The sequence below is a fragment of the Rhizobium sp. CBN3 genome (assembly GCF_030518245.1).
Taxonomy (GTDB): Bacteria; Pseudomonadota; Alphaproteobacteria; order Rhizobiales; family Rhizobiaceae; genus Rhizobium; species Rhizobium aethiopicum_A.
Genome location: NZ_JAULSE010000019.1, coordinates 39359 through 53484 on the forward strand (window position 1 = coordinate 39359; position 14126 = coordinate 53484).

General features: G+C 60.7%; 17 protein-coding genes and 1 tRNA gene. 12 read left to right on the forward strand and 6 right to left on the reverse strand.

From position 1 onward, the window contains the following. Window positions 1–75 precede the first annotated feature (75 nt). The gene (locus QWJ46_RS23935) at window positions 76–1602 is read left to right on the forward strand and encodes a hypothetical protein (protein WP_302754238.1); all 1527 of its coding nucleotides are present in this window, start codon (window positions 76–78) and stop codon (window positions 1600–1602) included. Window positions 1603–1678: 76 nt separating this feature from the next. Here the strand turns inward: QWJ46_RS23935 and rpsA are convergent, their stop codons facing one another. Then, a complete protein-coding gene (gene rpsA / locus QWJ46_RS23940; protein WP_064800204.1) occupies window positions 1679–3382 on the reverse strand; it encodes a 30S ribosomal protein S1 in 1704 nt (567 codons plus the stop codon). A 175-nt stretch (window positions 3383–3557) separates the two neighbouring features. Beyond that, window positions 3558–4205, reverse strand: a complete 648-nt coding sequence (gene cmk / locus QWJ46_RS23945) for a (d)CMP kinase (RefSeq protein WP_184459820.1) — start codon at window positions 4203–4205, stop codon at window positions 3558–3560. 377 nt (window positions 4206–4582) lie between these two features. Here cmk and QWJ46_RS23950 point away from each other — a divergent pair, with 377 nt between their 5' ends. The 3 genes from QWJ46_RS23950 (at window position 4583) to QWJ46_RS23960 (ending at window position 5588) form a co-directional block, all read left to right on the forward strand. Next, a complete protein-coding gene (locus tag QWJ46_RS23950; RefSeq protein ID WP_038686030.1) occupies window positions 4583–4966 on the forward strand; it encodes a TIGR02300 family protein in 384 nt (127 codons plus the stop codon). A gap of 151 nt (window positions 4967–5117) precedes the next feature. Further along, window positions 5118–5193 (forward strand) — tRNA-Ala (locus tag QWJ46_RS23955). Window positions 5194–5294: 101 nt separating this feature from the next. Then, window positions 5295–5588, forward strand: coding sequence for a GIY-YIG nuclease family protein (locus QWJ46_RS23960; protein ID WP_302754239.1), 294 nt, complete (start codon window positions 5295–5297; stop codon window positions 5586–5588). A gap of 121 nt (window positions 5589–5709) precedes the next feature. On the opposite strand, the gene QWJ46_RS23965 is transcribed toward QWJ46_RS23960, so the two are convergent. Beyond that, window positions 5710–5946, reverse strand: coding sequence for a DUF2798 domain-containing protein (locus tag QWJ46_RS23965; protein WP_184459822.1), 237 nt, complete (start codon window positions 5944–5946; stop codon window positions 5710–5712). A 223-nt stretch (window positions 5947–6169) separates the two neighbouring features. Between QWJ46_RS23965 and QWJ46_RS23970 the strand changes: the two genes are divergently transcribed. Next, complete coding sequence (locus tag QWJ46_RS23970; RefSeq protein WP_302754240.1) at window positions 6170–6886, forward strand: YoaK family protein; 717 nt, start codon at window positions 6170–6172, stop codon at window positions 6884–6886. A gap of 75 nt (window positions 6887–6961) precedes the next feature. Beyond that, window positions 6962–7750, forward strand: coding sequence for a YdcF family protein (locus QWJ46_RS23975; RefSeq protein WP_302754241.1), 789 nt, complete (start codon window positions 6962–6964; stop codon window positions 7748–7750). A 1-nt stretch (window position 7751) separates the two neighbouring features. On the opposite strand, the gene QWJ46_RS23980 is transcribed toward QWJ46_RS23975, so the two are convergent. Then, window positions 7752–8225 carry a hypothetical protein gene (locus QWJ46_RS23980; protein WP_184459825.1) on the reverse strand — a complete coding sequence of 158 codons (474 nt, stop codon included), beginning with the start codon at window positions 8223–8225 and terminating at the stop codon, window positions 7752–7754. Window positions 8226–8402: 177 nt separating this feature from the next. On the opposite strand from QWJ46_RS23980, the gene QWJ46_RS23985 reads away from it, so the two are divergent. After that, window positions 8403–9038, forward strand: a complete 636-nt coding sequence (locus tag QWJ46_RS23985; RefSeq protein ID WP_064805816.1) for a trimeric intracellular cation channel family protein — start codon at window positions 8403–8405, stop codon at window positions 9036–9038. A gap of 15 nt (window positions 9039–9053) precedes the next feature. Here QWJ46_RS23985 and irrA read toward each other — a convergent pair whose 3' ends face one another. Continuing rightward, the gene (irrA, locus tag QWJ46_RS23990) at window positions 9054–9473 is read right to left on the reverse strand and encodes an iron response transcriptional regulator IrrA (RefSeq protein ID WP_064800210.1); all 420 of its coding nucleotides are present in this window, start codon (window positions 9471–9473) and stop codon (window positions 9054–9056) included. Between the two features lie 301 nt (window positions 9474–9774). Here irrA and fabA point away from each other — a divergent pair, with 301 nt between their 5' ends. The 5 genes from fabA to QWJ46_RS24015 all read left to right on the forward strand — a co-directional run bounded on the left by fabA (window position 9775) and on the right by QWJ46_RS24015 (window position 13062). Continuing rightward, window positions 9775–10290: a 3-hydroxyacyl-[acyl-carrier-protein] dehydratase FabA gene (gene fabA / locus QWJ46_RS23995; RefSeq protein WP_020920068.1), complete on the forward strand. Its 516-nt coding sequence runs from the start codon at window positions 9775–9777 to the stop codon at window positions 10288–10290. 45 nt (window positions 10291–10335) lie between these two features. Beyond that, window positions 10336–11568 (forward strand): beta-ketoacyl-ACP synthase I, encoded by a 1233-nt coding sequence (gene fabB / locus QWJ46_RS24000; protein ID WP_302754242.1) that lies wholly within the window; start codon window positions 10336–10338, stop codon window positions 11566–11568. 4 nt (window positions 11569–11572) lie between these two features. After that, entirely contained in the window at window positions 11573–12379 is an 807-nt protein-coding gene (gene fabI / locus QWJ46_RS24005) for an enoyl-ACP reductase FabI (RefSeq protein ID WP_302754243.1), read from the forward strand. 95 nt (window positions 12380–12474) lie between these two features. After that, window positions 12475–12660 (forward strand): type II toxin-antitoxin system HicA family toxin, encoded by a 186-nt coding sequence (locus QWJ46_RS24010; RefSeq protein ID WP_184459828.1) that lies wholly within the window; start codon window positions 12475–12477, stop codon window positions 12658–12660. 6 nt (window positions 12661–12666) lie between these two features. Continuing rightward, window positions 12667–13062: a type II toxin-antitoxin system HicB family antitoxin gene (locus QWJ46_RS24015; RefSeq protein WP_302754244.1), complete on the forward strand. Its 396-nt coding sequence runs from the start codon at window positions 12667–12669 to the stop codon at window positions 13060–13062. A gap of 3 nt (window positions 13063–13065) precedes the next feature. Here QWJ46_RS24015 and QWJ46_RS24020 read toward each other — a convergent pair whose 3' ends face one another. Beyond that, window positions 13066–14082: a class I SAM-dependent methyltransferase gene (locus QWJ46_RS24020; RefSeq protein WP_302754245.1), complete on the reverse strand. Its 1017-nt coding sequence runs from the start codon at window positions 14080–14082 to the stop codon at window positions 13066–13068. Window positions 14083–14126: the final 44 nt, after the last annotated feature.

Below are 14126 nucleotides of genomic sequence, written 5' to 3' on the forward strand. Positions count from 1 at the left end.
GGGATGCAAGGGACCGGATGAGCGCGGTCCTTTCATAGAGCCTGCTTTCATCGTCACTTTACGAAAGGGCATGCCATGTTGACCCCCGTTCGTGCAGCGTCCAATGCAAGCTTTTCATCTCAAGGCCAGACTGCGGCGATCGTGGCCGGCGGTCTTGACCGTTCGGTGATTGCCCCCGCGCCCGTCAACCCGGTCGAAGCCGCTGACCTGAATTCCGCCATTGCCGGCAAGCTCAATATCCTGCTCCTTGCGGCGCGCGAGCGCATGGTCGAAGCCCTTTTCGATGTCATCGATGCGGCCGGCCGTTCCATTTCCCTCGATCGCCGTGAAGACGAGACAAATCTGGCCTTCGCCTCTCGGCTTGCCGACGCCATTCAGCGGCTGCCGGCCGCCAGAATCGACGAGGTCGAACGCCAGCTCACTGAGCAAGGTCACAACCTGCCGCTCCGGATGATCGCCGAAGCCCTGAAGAACCCGGCGGGGCCTGAGGCGGCGCGTGTCATCGCCTATCTGGAAATAGTGCGTTACAAGGATCGCGATCTCGCCGCCCGCGCCGTCGTCCGCTCCTATGGCCAGAACGACGCGTCGCCGATGCGTGCCGAGGCCCGGCCCGAGATCCAGCTGCATGAAGACAGCCTGCCCGCCACGATCCGCCAGCCGGCGGAAAAGCGAACTGAACCAGCCGGCAAATTGATCGAGACCGCCCTGCTTCCGACAACCGAGGAGGCGGTCATCGCCGCAGCCGTGGAAGCCGCTGACCCCGAAAATTCGCCGCCTGAAAACCGGATTCGCTCCGCTTCGGTAACAAAAGCAGAGCTTGCCCCGAAGGTCGAAGCTCGGCAATCGGCGTCGGCAGAGCCGGATGCGGGTGACGACACGGCCGAGGTGACGGAGTCGCCGGTCATTCAGCCTCGCGCAACGTCGGAAAAAGCCGATCCAATCATTCCCCGGAACTGGACGGGAATCGTCGCCTCCATGACCGAAGAGGTCTCCGAGATGATCGTCACCATCATCCGTGAGCAGGACTTGGAAAACGTGCTGGAGGACGGTGCTGTCGAGGCGGCGGTGGAGGTCGATGTCATTCTCGACGAGGCCGTCATCAGCGAAGCGAAGGAGACCTTGACGAGACAGCCGGCTGATCTCGCCGCCGCCGATGCTCGACAGTCCGCAGCGCCCCACCCGTCGCAGATGGAAACCCGGGCCACGGCTGTGGCCGCTCGCCAGCCGAAAGAAATTGCCGCACAGCCGCAACCGATGCCGCTTCCCGAGATGGCCGAGGCTTCTTATGCGCCGCTTGCGGCGAGGGTGCCGGAGGGCTTTGCCTATGCCCAGCTTCCTTATCAATTCGCCAAGGATACGCCGTCGAACGAAAAGGCCGATGAAACGAGCCACCAGCATCACCATCAACAGGACGGTGCGCCGCAGGACGAGCAGCAGGCGCAATCCGGCGGCGAGGATGCCGAGCCCGATACTGAATTGGCGGAGGCGGCACCCGAGCGCAGGACGCCGAAGATGATCGACACCGAGCCGTCGGCGTATCGGCCGGACACGGCAGCCGATCCGGTCTACGCGCTCTATCAGCGCATGGTCGGCTGGGAATAGCGGTTTTCATCACCTGAAAATGAAGAACCCGCCGGATCGCTCCGGCGGGTTCTTCAGTTCAAAGAGGAAGCGAGGCTTATTCGCCGCCGCGGTTCTTCAGAGCCGCGCCGAGAATGTCGCCGAGCGAAGCGCCCGAGTCGGACGAACCGAACTGAGCGACGGCTTCCTTCTCTTCCGCAATCTCCAGAGCCTTGATGGACAGCATGATCTTGCGGTCCTTCTTGGAGAAGTTGGTGACGCGGGCGTCGACGACCTGGCCGACCGAGAAGCGCTCAGGACGCTGCTCGTCGCGGTCGCGGGCGAGATCGGCGCGACGGATGAAGGAAGTGATGTCCTCGTGGTTGACGAGCTTCACTTCGATACCGCCATCGTTGATCGCGATGACTTCGCAGGAAACAACGGCGTTCTTGCGCAGGTCGCCCGATGCAGCGGCTTCGCCGACAGCATCCTTGCCGAGCTGCTTGATGCCGAGCGAGATGCGTTCCTTCTCGACATCGACGTCGAGAACGACGGCCTTGACGACGTCACCCTTGTTGTACTCTTCGATGACCTGTTCGCCCGGACGGTTCCAGTCGAGGTCGGAGAGGTGCACCATGCCGTCGACATCGCCGTCGAGACCGATGAACAGGCCGAATTCGGTCTTGTTCTTGACTTCGCCTTCGACTTCAGTGCCGGCCGGATGGCTGCGGGCGAATGCTGCCCACGGATTTTCCAGCGTCTGCTTGAGGCCGAGCGAAATACGGCGCTTGGACGGATCGACTTCGAGAACGACGACTTCGACTTCCTGGCTCGTGGACAGGATCTTGCCGGGGTGAACGTTCTTCTTGGTCCAGGACATTTCCGAGATGTGGATCAGGCCTTCGATGCCCGGCTCCAGCTCGACAAACGCACCGTAGTCGGTGATGTTGGTGACGGTACCGGAAATCTTCTTGCCTTCCGGATACTTGGCCTGGATGCCATCCCACGGATCGGACTCGAGCTGCTTCATGCCGAGCGAGATGCGGTGGGTTTCCTGGTTGATGCGGATGATCTGAACCTTGACCTGCTGGCCGATGTTCAGGATTTCCGACGGATGGTTCACACGGCGCCATGCCATGTCGGTGACGTGCAGCAGGCCGTCGATGCCGCCGAGGTCGACGAACGCACCGTAATCGGTGATGTTCTTGACGACGCCGTCGACAACCTGGCCTTCTTCGAGGTTCTGAACGATTTCAGAACGCTGCTCGGCACGGGACTCTTCGAGAACCGTACGGCGCGAAACCACGATGTTGCCGCGGCGCTTGTCCATCTTGAGGATTTCGAAGGGCTGCGGGTTGTGCATCAGCGGGGTTACGTCGCGGATCGGACGGATGTCGACCTGCGAACGCGGCAGGAAGGCGATCGCACCGTCGAGGTCGACGGTGAAGCCGCCCTTGACCTGGTTGAAGATCACGCCTTCGACGCGCTCGCCGGCTTCGAACTTGGCTTCGAGCTTGATCCAGCTTTCTTCGCGGCGAGCCTTCTCGCGCGACAGAACGGCTTCACCAAGCGCGTTTTCGATGCGCTCGACATAGACTTCGACTTCGTCGCCGACCTTCAGCGAACCGTCCTTGGCGCGTGCGCCGAATTCCTTGAGCGCGATGCGGCCTTCGACCTTGAGGCCGACGTCGACAACGGCGACATCCTTTTCGATGCCCGTGACGATGCCCTTGGTGACATAGCCTTCAGCCAGATCGTTCTTGGCAAAGGACTCTTCGAGAAGGGCCGCGAAATCCTCGCGAGAGGGAGTTGCTACTGACATAAAATCTCCTGCGTGGCCTTCGATAGCTTCAAGGCTCACGTATGCGCCGGTTGGTTTGCGTTGAACGGGCCTGAACCCAGTCCGCCTTCTTTCACGAAGGCAATCCGGCGCTTGGACGGAATTTCAGGCTGCAGTAAAGCGATCCATGCTTCTGAGCACGCAAAATCGCTTGAATTTAGGCATTTCGATTCAAGACCGCATCGATGATCGATTGAGCGGCTTGAAACGCGGCTTCTATACTCATTTCCGACGTATCAAGCAAGTGCGCATCATCGGCTGGTTTCAAAGGGCTGTCGGCCCGTCCCATGTCGCGTTCGTCGCGCCGCTTGACGTCCTCGAATATCGCCTCGAAATCCGCCGTCGCCCCCTTGCCGAGGATCTCGTCGTAACGTCGTCTGGCGCGCACCTCCGGCGACGCCGTCACATAGAGCTTCACCGGCGCATCCGGGCAGACGACGGTGCCGATATCGCGTCCGTCGAGCACTGTCCCCGGCGCTTTCGTCGAAAACCGACGCTGCGCCTCGACCAAGGCCCGGCGCACCGCCGGCATCACGGCGATCTTCGAGGCGGCTTCGCCGATCTCGTGTCGGGAAAGTATATCGCGATCCAGCCCGGCAAGTTCAACCTCCCGCGCGATCTTTTCCGCCACCGCCTCGTCGTCGAGCGGCAAGCCGGCGTCGAGCAGCGCCTTGGCCGTGGCGCGGTAGGTGAGCCCCGTGTCGAGATGGTGAAAGCCGTATCGTTCAGCGATAAGACGCGAAAGCGTCCCCTTGCCGGCCGCCGCCGGGCCGTCGATGGCGATGGTGAAACTCTTGGTTGCCATGCGAATCAATCCTGCGATGATGGGCGAAGGGGCCCGTGTTGCCGAAATGCGGCCGGAAGATCTCGAAGTTGACGGCAGCCTGCGGCGCAGACCCGTGCATCGCGTAATCCCCTGTAACTGCAGCACATTTCTTCCGAAGCTTCGGTTTTGCCGGCTGCTGCCTTCGCGCGCTTCTTCTACTGCCGCGGCTCGTTACCACAAACGCCGTCAGCGGTCATCCGTCAGCCGGCGAAAACGGCCGCACGGAGATGATAAAGTTTGGCTTTGACATGGGAAGCCACAGCGATTAAGGGGACCGGCTTATAAATTCCGATGGAACGCCGGCTTGCACGGCATTTTGCCGAATCGCGGATTCGGCCATTCTCACGAGGCTTATAGTGGCGAAAGCGGAACTTGGAACCAAGCGCACCGATCCGGAAACCGGCAAGAAGTTTTATGATCTGAACCGGGATCCGATCGTTTCCCCTTATACCGGCAAGTCCTATCCCCTGTCCTTTTTCGAGGAAACCTCGGCGATCGCCGATGTTGCCGAAGAAGACGAGGTCGCGGAAGTCGATACCGAAAACACCGAAGTCGAACTGGTTTCGCTCGAGGATGCCGATGACGCCGCCGGCGGCGACGACATCCCCGATATGGGCGACGACGACGTCGAAATCGAAGGCGACGACGATGACGACACCTTCCTCACGCCCGACGAAGACGACGACGATGACGACATGAGCGACATCATCGGCGTCACCGGCGACGAAGACGAAGTCTGACGACTGCATTTCGGCCCGGCGAGGAAAAAATTCTCCGGGCCGAATTTTTTAGGCTTGCTATCTCCGAAAACCGGAAGTAATAAGCCGCCACTCCGCAGGGCACGCGCCTTCGGAGCATCCCAGGACCGGCCCTGAGCCGGACCATCTTGATGGGGCTATAGCTCAGCTGGGAGAGCGCTTGCATGGCATGCAAGAGGTCAGCGGTTCGATCCCGCTTAGCTCCACCACGCTTCGCCCTTACGGGCTTCGCGTGGCGCAGCCGCGAGAAACCGTTAGGCCGAAGCAGTGCCCGGCACAGCCCGAAGGGCGACGACGGGCTGAAACGCTGATGTGGTACGTTTATATTCTCCGCAGCGTTGATTTTCCCGATCAGGAATACACCGGGTCTACCGCCGATCTGAAACAGCGCCTTTCGGCTCACAACGCCGGCAAATCCGCCCATACCGCCAAGTTCGCACCGTGGAAGTTGCTCTGGTATTGCGCCTTCCCCGACAAGCACATAGCTCTTGAATTCGAAAAATATCTGAAATCGCATTCCGGCAGGGCTTTTGCCCGCAAGAGATTGGTCCAGCCGCACCTGGATCCCAATCGCCTCGCCAACCGGAAGACCGATTCCGAATAAGCGCCGGCGCGCGTTAAAGCCGAACAGCTCGATCACGTGATGGGCTTGTGCATTCGAAAGACTCTGACCACCTCAGCCAACTCCGGCAGGCCGCTCCCACGGCCCGCCGGAACCTTCCGCCTCACATCTCCACGATCGCTGCCGTCACCCGTTTCACCACCGGCAGCACCAATAACAGCACCGGAAAGGCGATTGCCCAGGAGAGGGCCCAGGCGGATGGCCACATGGCAAGTGCAGCTGCGGTCAGGCCTTGTGCTCTGACGATGCTGATCGCCGAGACGACTGAGGTCATCAGCAGCGAGAGGATGAGCGGCGTGACGATCGTGTTGTAACGTTTGGGGAGTTTGCCTTTGGGCATTTTGATCTCCGTAAGATGCCGATCGAAACAATCGCGCAGCGCCGACCGGCGGGTTGCGCGTTGATTGACGTAAACGCTTACGGAGCTTCGGTCTGAAGCGACGCCGTTTTATGATCGAAAAAATCCTGCCGTACAAGCCCCGTCTCGGTGAAATCCTCTTTGCCAGTTCCTCAACGAAGAGGATTTAGAATCGCAGTGATTCGCCTTCAGGACCCTTCGACCAATGACCAGAGCACGACGCCGCCGTATCATTCGTACACGACGAACCCTGACCGGGCTCGCCCTTGTCGGTTCGATTTCATTTCTTGCCGGCATGACCGATGCGACCGGGCTGCTGCTGACCGGCGATTTCGTCTCCTTCATGACGGGGAATACGACGCGGGCCGCACTCGCCCTCAGCCAAGGCAATCTTTATCACGCGGCGGTGCTGATCTCCGCCATTTTGGTTTTCGTGCTCGGCAATGCGGCCGGCATCGTCATCGCCCATGTCTCCGAGCGGCGCATCTTCGTCGTGCTCGGCTGCGTCGGCTTCGTTCTGGCGCTTGCTTCGATGACGACGGCTGAGAGCCTGATGCTGGTGCGGTTCTATATGATCGTTTGTTCCATGGGCATGGTGAACGCCGCCGTTGAACATATCGAAGGCCTGCCAATCGGCCTGACCTATGTGACTGGCGCGCTGTCGCGTTTCGGCCGCGGCATCGGCCGCTGGATCATCGGCGATCGCCGTGTCGAATGGACCATCCAGCTCGTGCCCTGGGGCGGCATGATGCTCGGCGCGATCGCCGGTGCGGTCCTGACGCGGCTGACCGGTGCCCATGCCTTGTGGCTGGTCTCCATCTTTGCCATGGCGCTGGCGCTTGTCGCCAAGTTCATTCCCCGGCCGCTTCAGCGGCGCTTCAACCAGAAGCTCGCGCCGCACCACACGGGCGCCCTGCGCTAGAGATAAGACCCGTCGCATTCCTGTTACGGTCGAATCGGATAGGAAGGACCGCCGCCCATCCTCAAGGAGTAGGTCTTGTTCATCATTTCGAAGCTTGTCTGGATTTTTGCCCAGCCGCTATCGCTGGCATTCTTTTTCGTCTTCTTCGCCTTTGCCGCCGGCCTCCTGCGCTGGCGCACCTTGAGCATCCTCGGCGCGATGGCTTCAGCCGTCATCCTCTTCGTCACGCTCTACACCACGGCCGGCAACCTTCTGATGCAGGATCTCGAGGAGCGCTTCGCCAAACCCGCAGCCGACCCTGATAGCCTGCAATGCATGATCGTGCTCGGCGGCGCCTTCGAAAACGAGGTGAATACGGCGCGTCACGGCATTGAATTCAACCCTGCCGCCGACCGCTTCATCGAAGCCCTGCGGCTCGCGCAGAAATTTCCGCAGTCGCGCATCCTGATCTCGGGCGGCGACGGCTCACTCTCGGGCATTTACGAAGGCGATGCGGCGGCCTCCGAGCGTTTCTTCCCGCTCTTCGGCATCGGCAAGGATCGCCTGATCGAGGAGCGGCAATCGCGAACGACCTTCGAAAATGCCGTCAACACCAGGGAATTCCTCGCCGGCCAGGGTCTTTCCCGTTGCCTGCTGATCACCTCCGGCTTCCATATGCCGCGTTCCGTCGGCATCTTCCGCAAGCTCGGCATCGACATCGTGCCCTGGCCGACCGACTATCGTACCGACGGGCAGGTTCGGCTGAGCCTGGATTTCACTCAGCCGAATCTTAATGCCCAGAATATGGCGACGGCGATCCGCGAATGGTACGGCCTCATCGGCTACTATCTCGCCGGCCGGACGTCGGAGCTTTATCCGCGCTAAGTTATTTCTTCGAGATGGTGACGAATTTCGCGCCGCGCACACGCGCGGTCACGATGCAGGGATCGCCTTCGGTGCGGTCGCAGAAACGCGGATGCATCTTCATCGCCAGCACCATGTTGCCGAAGCGCCGAACGAAGTCGTAGCCGTAGATCTGTGCCGTCGCGATCATGAAATAACCGCCTTCGGCGACCTGCAGATAGAAATTATAGGTGCAGCCGTCGTCGTTGCATTGCGGCCCCTTCTGCCCGTCGCAGGTCAGCTGGCCCTCATTGACCACGGCGTCGATCAGTCCGTCATTGTTGATGTCCTGCCTGATAACGAAGCCGTCGGCGAATTCGGCCGCCTTGCACTGTTCCTGGAAATGCTTCTTCTCGTAGATCTCGGGGTCCGAGATCAGCGATTGCTGGGCAAGCGCGGCAACCGGCATGGCGAGCAGCAGGACGATATTGAGAACGGCGAGCACCAGCGTTTTCACGGGCTTTCCTCTTTTGGACAAAGGCTCTGCACCAATGCGTGTCACCCAAAACCGCGCAGCGGTTCTTGGATAACGACATGCATCGAATAAAGACGGATGCTTTATGGCCGCGCCGCCTTGCGCCGCCCTTGCCGCCATGGTTCTTTCCGGAAACTGTTCGCCGGTTCCGGGGTCCGCATGTCCTTGCTCGTCTATCTCGATTATGCCGGCATTGCGCTGTTTGCCGCGACAGGCGCGCTCGCCGCCTCGCGCAAGCAGCTCGATCTGATCGGTTTTCTGTTTTTCGCCATGGTGACGGGAACCGGCGGCGGCACCGTGCGTGACATCGTGCTCGGCCGTGTGCCGGTCTTCTGGGTGCTGAACCCTGCCTATATCCTCGTCTGCTGCATCATGGGCGTCATTGTCTTCTTCACCGCCCATCTGCTGGAATCGCGCTATCGCCTGCTGATCTGGCTGGATGCGATCGGTCTTGCCGCCTATTGCGTTCTCGGTGCCGCCAAGGGTCTTGCCGCCACCGGCTCGCCGACCATCGCGATCGTCACCGGCACATTGACGGCGACCTTCGGCGGCATCCTGCGCGATCTGATGGCAAACGAGCCTTCGGTGCTGTTGCGGCCGGAAATCTATGTGACGGCGGCGCTGATCGGGGCCGGCGTGTTCACACTCGCCAATGCGTTGGGAATGCCGCTCTATCTCGCCTCGGGCTGCGGCGTCGTGGCGGCCTTTGCCGTTCGCGGCGGCGCCCTGTGGTTCGGCTGGACCTTCCCGATCTACAAGCACAAACCCGGGCGGCATCCCGACGATGTGATGTGAGCCTTTTGGGCGCTGTCAGCCCTGCTTGGCCCGCAGCCGGATCACCACGTCGACGTGAGCGATCTCCATACCTTCGGGCGGCTCCGGCAGATTGCCGATCGTCAGGTTGCTGACGGGAATGTCGAGCACCTTGTTGTGGCCTTCGATGAAGAAATGGTGGTGGTCGGAAACATTGGTGTCGAAATAGGTCTTGGCGCTCTCGACGGCGAGAACGCGGATGAGACCGGCTTCGGTGAACTGGTGCAGCGTGTTGTAGACGGTCGCCAACGAAACCGGCACGCCAGCGGCAACCGCCTCCTCATGCAGTTCCTCGACGGTCAAATGCCGGTCGCCCTTGGCAAACAGGAGGTCGCCGAGCGCGACGCGCTGGCGTGTGGGGCGCAGGCCCGCGCCGCGCAGCCTTACCTCTATTGCGATCGGGAGTGCACCCGTCATCAACACGAACTCCGATTATTCCTGCATAAAGCAATCATGTTTCTTCAAGCGGTATAACTTTTGCATCGGAGCCTTTCAATAGTTCAGTGGGGACAAGAGCCTGATAAACGCGGCAAAAACGGGCTTTTGATGCAAATAGGTCTGGTCGCAGCTCTGGCCTTCCTGTATGCGACCACCAAATAATGGCGTAAGCCTGGTCCAAACCGATGAATGAAGCTGCCTTGCTTGTGCTTCATTTTCTGAAGAACTTGGACTACACGTTCACATCCATCGGCTTCACGCGGGGGGAAAAAGAAATTTTATGACCACCAGACAGTCCAGCTTCTCGTATGAAGAACTCATCGCTTGCGCCCATGGCGAGCTGTTCGGACCCGGTAATGCGCAGCTGCCGCTGCCGCCCATGCTGATGGTTCACCGCATCACGGACATTTCCGAAACGGGCGGCGCCTTCGACAAGGGCTATCTCAGGGCCGAATACGACGTACGCCCCGACGACTGGTACTTTCCCTGCCATTTCGAAGGCAATCCGATCATGCCGGGCTGCCTCGGCCTCGACGGCATGTGGCAGTTGACCGGTTTCTTCCTGGGTTGGCTCGGCGAGGAAGGTCGCGGCATGGCGCTTTCAACCGGCGAAGTGAAATTCAAGGGCATGGTCCGGCCGCATACGAAGCTGATCGAATACGGCATCGATTTCAAGCGCGTGATGCGCGGTCGCCTTGTGCTCGGCACGGCCGACGGCTGGCTGAAGGCGGACGGCGAGACCATATACCAGGCGTCCGACCTTCGCGTCGGTCTATCGAAAGACAAGACCGCCTGAAACCGCATTTCGAGCGGCTGACGAAAACAACAAAGGTTTGATCAGATGAGACGGGTAGTTGTCACGGGTCTGGGTATCGTTTCCTCGATCGGAAGCGACGCGGCCGAAGTCACCGAATCCTTGCGCCAGGCAAAGTCGGGCATTTCCTTTTCCAACGATTTCGCCGAACACGGCTTCAAGTGCCAGGTCTGGGGCAGCCCGAAGCTCGGCCCGGCGGAGCTTGCCGAACTGGTCGACCGCCGTGCCATGCGCTTCCTGTCGCAGGGCGGCGCCTGGAACCATGTCGCCATGAAGCAGGCGATCGCCGATTCCGGTCTTGAAGAGAAGGACTACGCTCAGAACGAACGCGCCGGCATCATCATGGGATCCGGCGGACCGTCCACCCGCACGCTCATCGAGGCGGCCGAGATCACCGTCAAGAACAATAGCCCGAAGCGCATCGGTCCCTTCGCCGTGCCGAAAGCGATGTCCTCCACTGCTTCGGCCACGCTCGCCACCTGGTTCAAGATCCATGGCGTCAACTATTCGATCTCGTCGGCCTGCTCGACTTCTGCCCATTGCATCGGCAATGCCGCCGAAATGATCCAGTGGGGCAAGCAGGACATGATGTTTGCCGGCGGCCACGAAGATCTCGACTGGACGATGTCCAATCTCTTCGACGCCATGGGCGCCATGTCCTCCAAATATAACGACACGCCCGATACCGCCTCGCGCGCCTATGACGTCAACCGCGACGGTTTCGTCATCGCCGGCGGCGCCGGCGTGCTGGTGCTGGAGGAGCTGGAGCACGCCAAGGCCCGCGGCGCCAAAATCTACGCCGAAATCGTCGGCTACGGCGCCACCTCTGATGGTTACGACATGGTCGCTCCCTCGGGCGAGGGCGCTATCCGCTGCATGCGCCAGGCGCTTTCCACGGTCAAAGGCGATGTCGATTATATCAACACCCACGGCACGTCGACGCCGGTCGGCGACAGCAAGGAAATCGGCGCCATCCGCGAGGTATTCGGCACCAACATCCCGCATATCCAATCGACCAAGTCGCTGACCGGCCATTCGCTCGGTGCGGCCGGCGTGCAGGAATCGATCTATTCCCTGCTGATGATGCAGCAAGGGTTCATCGGCGAAAGCGCCCATATCACCGAGCTCGATCCCGAATTCGAAGGCGTGCCGATCGTGCGCAAGCGTATCGACGATGCGAAGATCGATATCGCTCTCTCCAATTCCTTCGGCTTCGGCGGGACGAACGCCACGCTCGTCTTCCAGCGCTATAACGGATAACAACATGACTGGAATCATGCAGGGTAAGCGCGGCCTCATCATGGGCGTCGCAAACAACCATTCGATTGCCTGGGGGATTTCAAAAGCTCTCGCCGCACAGGGTGCGGACCTCGCCTTCACCTATCAGGGCGATGCGCTCGGCAAGCGCGTCAGGCCGCTGGCCGCAGAAGTCGGCTCGGATTTCGTGCTGCCTTGCGACGTCGAGGACATTGCGTCCGTCGATGCTGTGGTCGACTCGCTCGGCGAGCGCTGGGGCAAACTCGATTTTATCGTCCATGCCATCGGCTTCTCCGACAAGAACGAGCTGAAGGGCCTCTACGCCGATACGACGCGGGAGAATTTCAGCCGCACCATGGTCATCTCCTGCTTCTCCTTCACCGAGATCGCCAAGCGCTGCGCTCCGCTGATGGAAGGCAGTGGCGCGATGCTGACGCTGACCTATAACGGCTCGACGCGCGTCATTCCGAATTACAATGTCATGGGTGTCGCCAAGGCGGCGCTCGAGGCTTCGGTGCGTTATCTCGCCGCCGATTACGGCCCGCGCGGCATCCGCGTCAACGGCATTTCCGCCGGCCCGATCCGCACGCTTGCCGGCGCCGGCATTTCGGACGCACGCGCGATTCTCTCCTGGAACCAGCGCAATGCGCCGCTGCGCAAGACCGTGACCATCGATCAGGTCGGCAGCTCGGCGCTCTATCTGCTCTCCGACCTCTCCGCCGGCGTCACCGGCGAAATCCATTTCGTCGATGCCGGCTTCAACATCACCTCGATGCCGACGCTGGATACCTTGCGCAACGCCGACGTGGAATAAGGCCCACTCCCGGTGATGTCACAAGGCCATGCGTATTTTAATACGCATGGCCTTGTTGTTTTATCCGGACGAACTATACTGGTAGGGGACAGGGTGTGGAGCGAAACAGTCACAAGATTATCGCCAGGTTGAAGCGGGAGGGCTTCGAAGTGGTTTCGATCAAGGGCTCGCACCACAAGCTTCGAAGAGGCAATCAGACCATCATCGTTCCGCATCCCAAAAAGGATCTGCCGATCGGCACTGCGCTTGCGATTGCGAAGCAGGCCGGATGGAATGAGTGAGGCATCATGAAGTATTTCATTGCGCTCGTGCATAAGGACAGGAATAGCGCCTTCGGCGTCAGCTTTCCGGACCTGCCGTCGGTATTCTCCGCGGCAGATGAGGAAGAGGATCTTACCGCAAACGCCATCGAAGCACTTCGTCTCTGGGCGGAAGATGAAACCTTGCCGGTACCGTCCTCCTACGACGAGATCAGTTCGAGACCGGATATCCGCGAGCAGCTGGCTGAAGGCGCTTTTCTGACGCGGGTCCCCTTTATCGAAGATACGACGCGCACCGTTAGAGCCAATGTCACTTTCGACAAAGGCATGCTCGATGCGATCGACAAAGCCGCAAAGGAGCGCGGCCTTACCCGTTCGGCTTTCCTTGCAAGCGCTGCCCGCAAGGAGATCGAGGCCGCTTGAGCCTTATTTCTTCGCCCACAGTACCTTGAAACGGGCATTGCGGCAGGTTTCACCGCTTTCCCTGAAGTTCGCTGCCAGAACCGGCTCATAAGGCAGACCGCGATTGGCGACGAGCATCAGCCGGCCGCCGCTGCGAAGGGCAGAGGCGGCGGTCTTGATCATCGCCTGGCCGAGCGACGGCTCTGCGGCATGTCCTTCGTGGAAGGGCGGGTTCATGATGACGAGATCGTATTTGTCCTTGACCGGCTCGCCCGCCAGATCGTGCCAGAAAAAGCGCACCGGCGCGTCCGGGCAGTTCTCCGCCAGATTACCCCGCGCTGCCTCCAAAGCGGCGTGGTTGCCCTCGTAGAGGTCAAGACGGGCCAATCCGCGCGATCTCTGCGCCATCTCGACCGAGAGATAGCCCCATCCGGCGCCGAAATCGGCAGCGTCGCCGGTAAAGTCCTGCGGCAGCCGCGAAGCGAGCAGTTCCGATCCGGCATCGATCCGGTCGTGCGAGAACATGCCGGCGGCCGCATGGAAGCGACCGTCGACTCGCACCGGCGACTTTGCCAATTTGGAGATGATGTCGCCGGCATCGGCTGGCCGGCCGAACCAGAAGGCGACGCCGTGATATTTTGGCATGTGGTCGATGGCGAGGCCGAAACCTTCCAGACGCTTGCGCAAGGGCTGAATGCCGTCTTCCTTGGCACCGGCCACGACGATCAGGCCGCCGGCCCGCGTGCGGGCGATCGCGGCGGCCAGATTGGCTTCGTTCTCGCCCTTGTGCTTGGTGCAGAGCACCAGGGTGGCGTCATAATCCTCGCCGTCAATCTCAGGCGTCGCTTCGATCCGCTGCGCCAGCAGCTGCCGATAGAGCGGACGGAAGCCCTGGACGGCGCTGAGCGAGGCGGCAAAACCTTCCGGCAGCGCAAAGCCGGCCTCGGCGCCGAGAAAGAGCACACGCTCGCCCTCGCCGGGCGTCTGGACTGTGCCGCTGGCAAAGGGGTGGAACAGGGTCTTCAGCGTCTCGCGGCTCATGGATCTCGTCTCATTTAGAATAGAAAAAGGGCGCGGAAGATTCC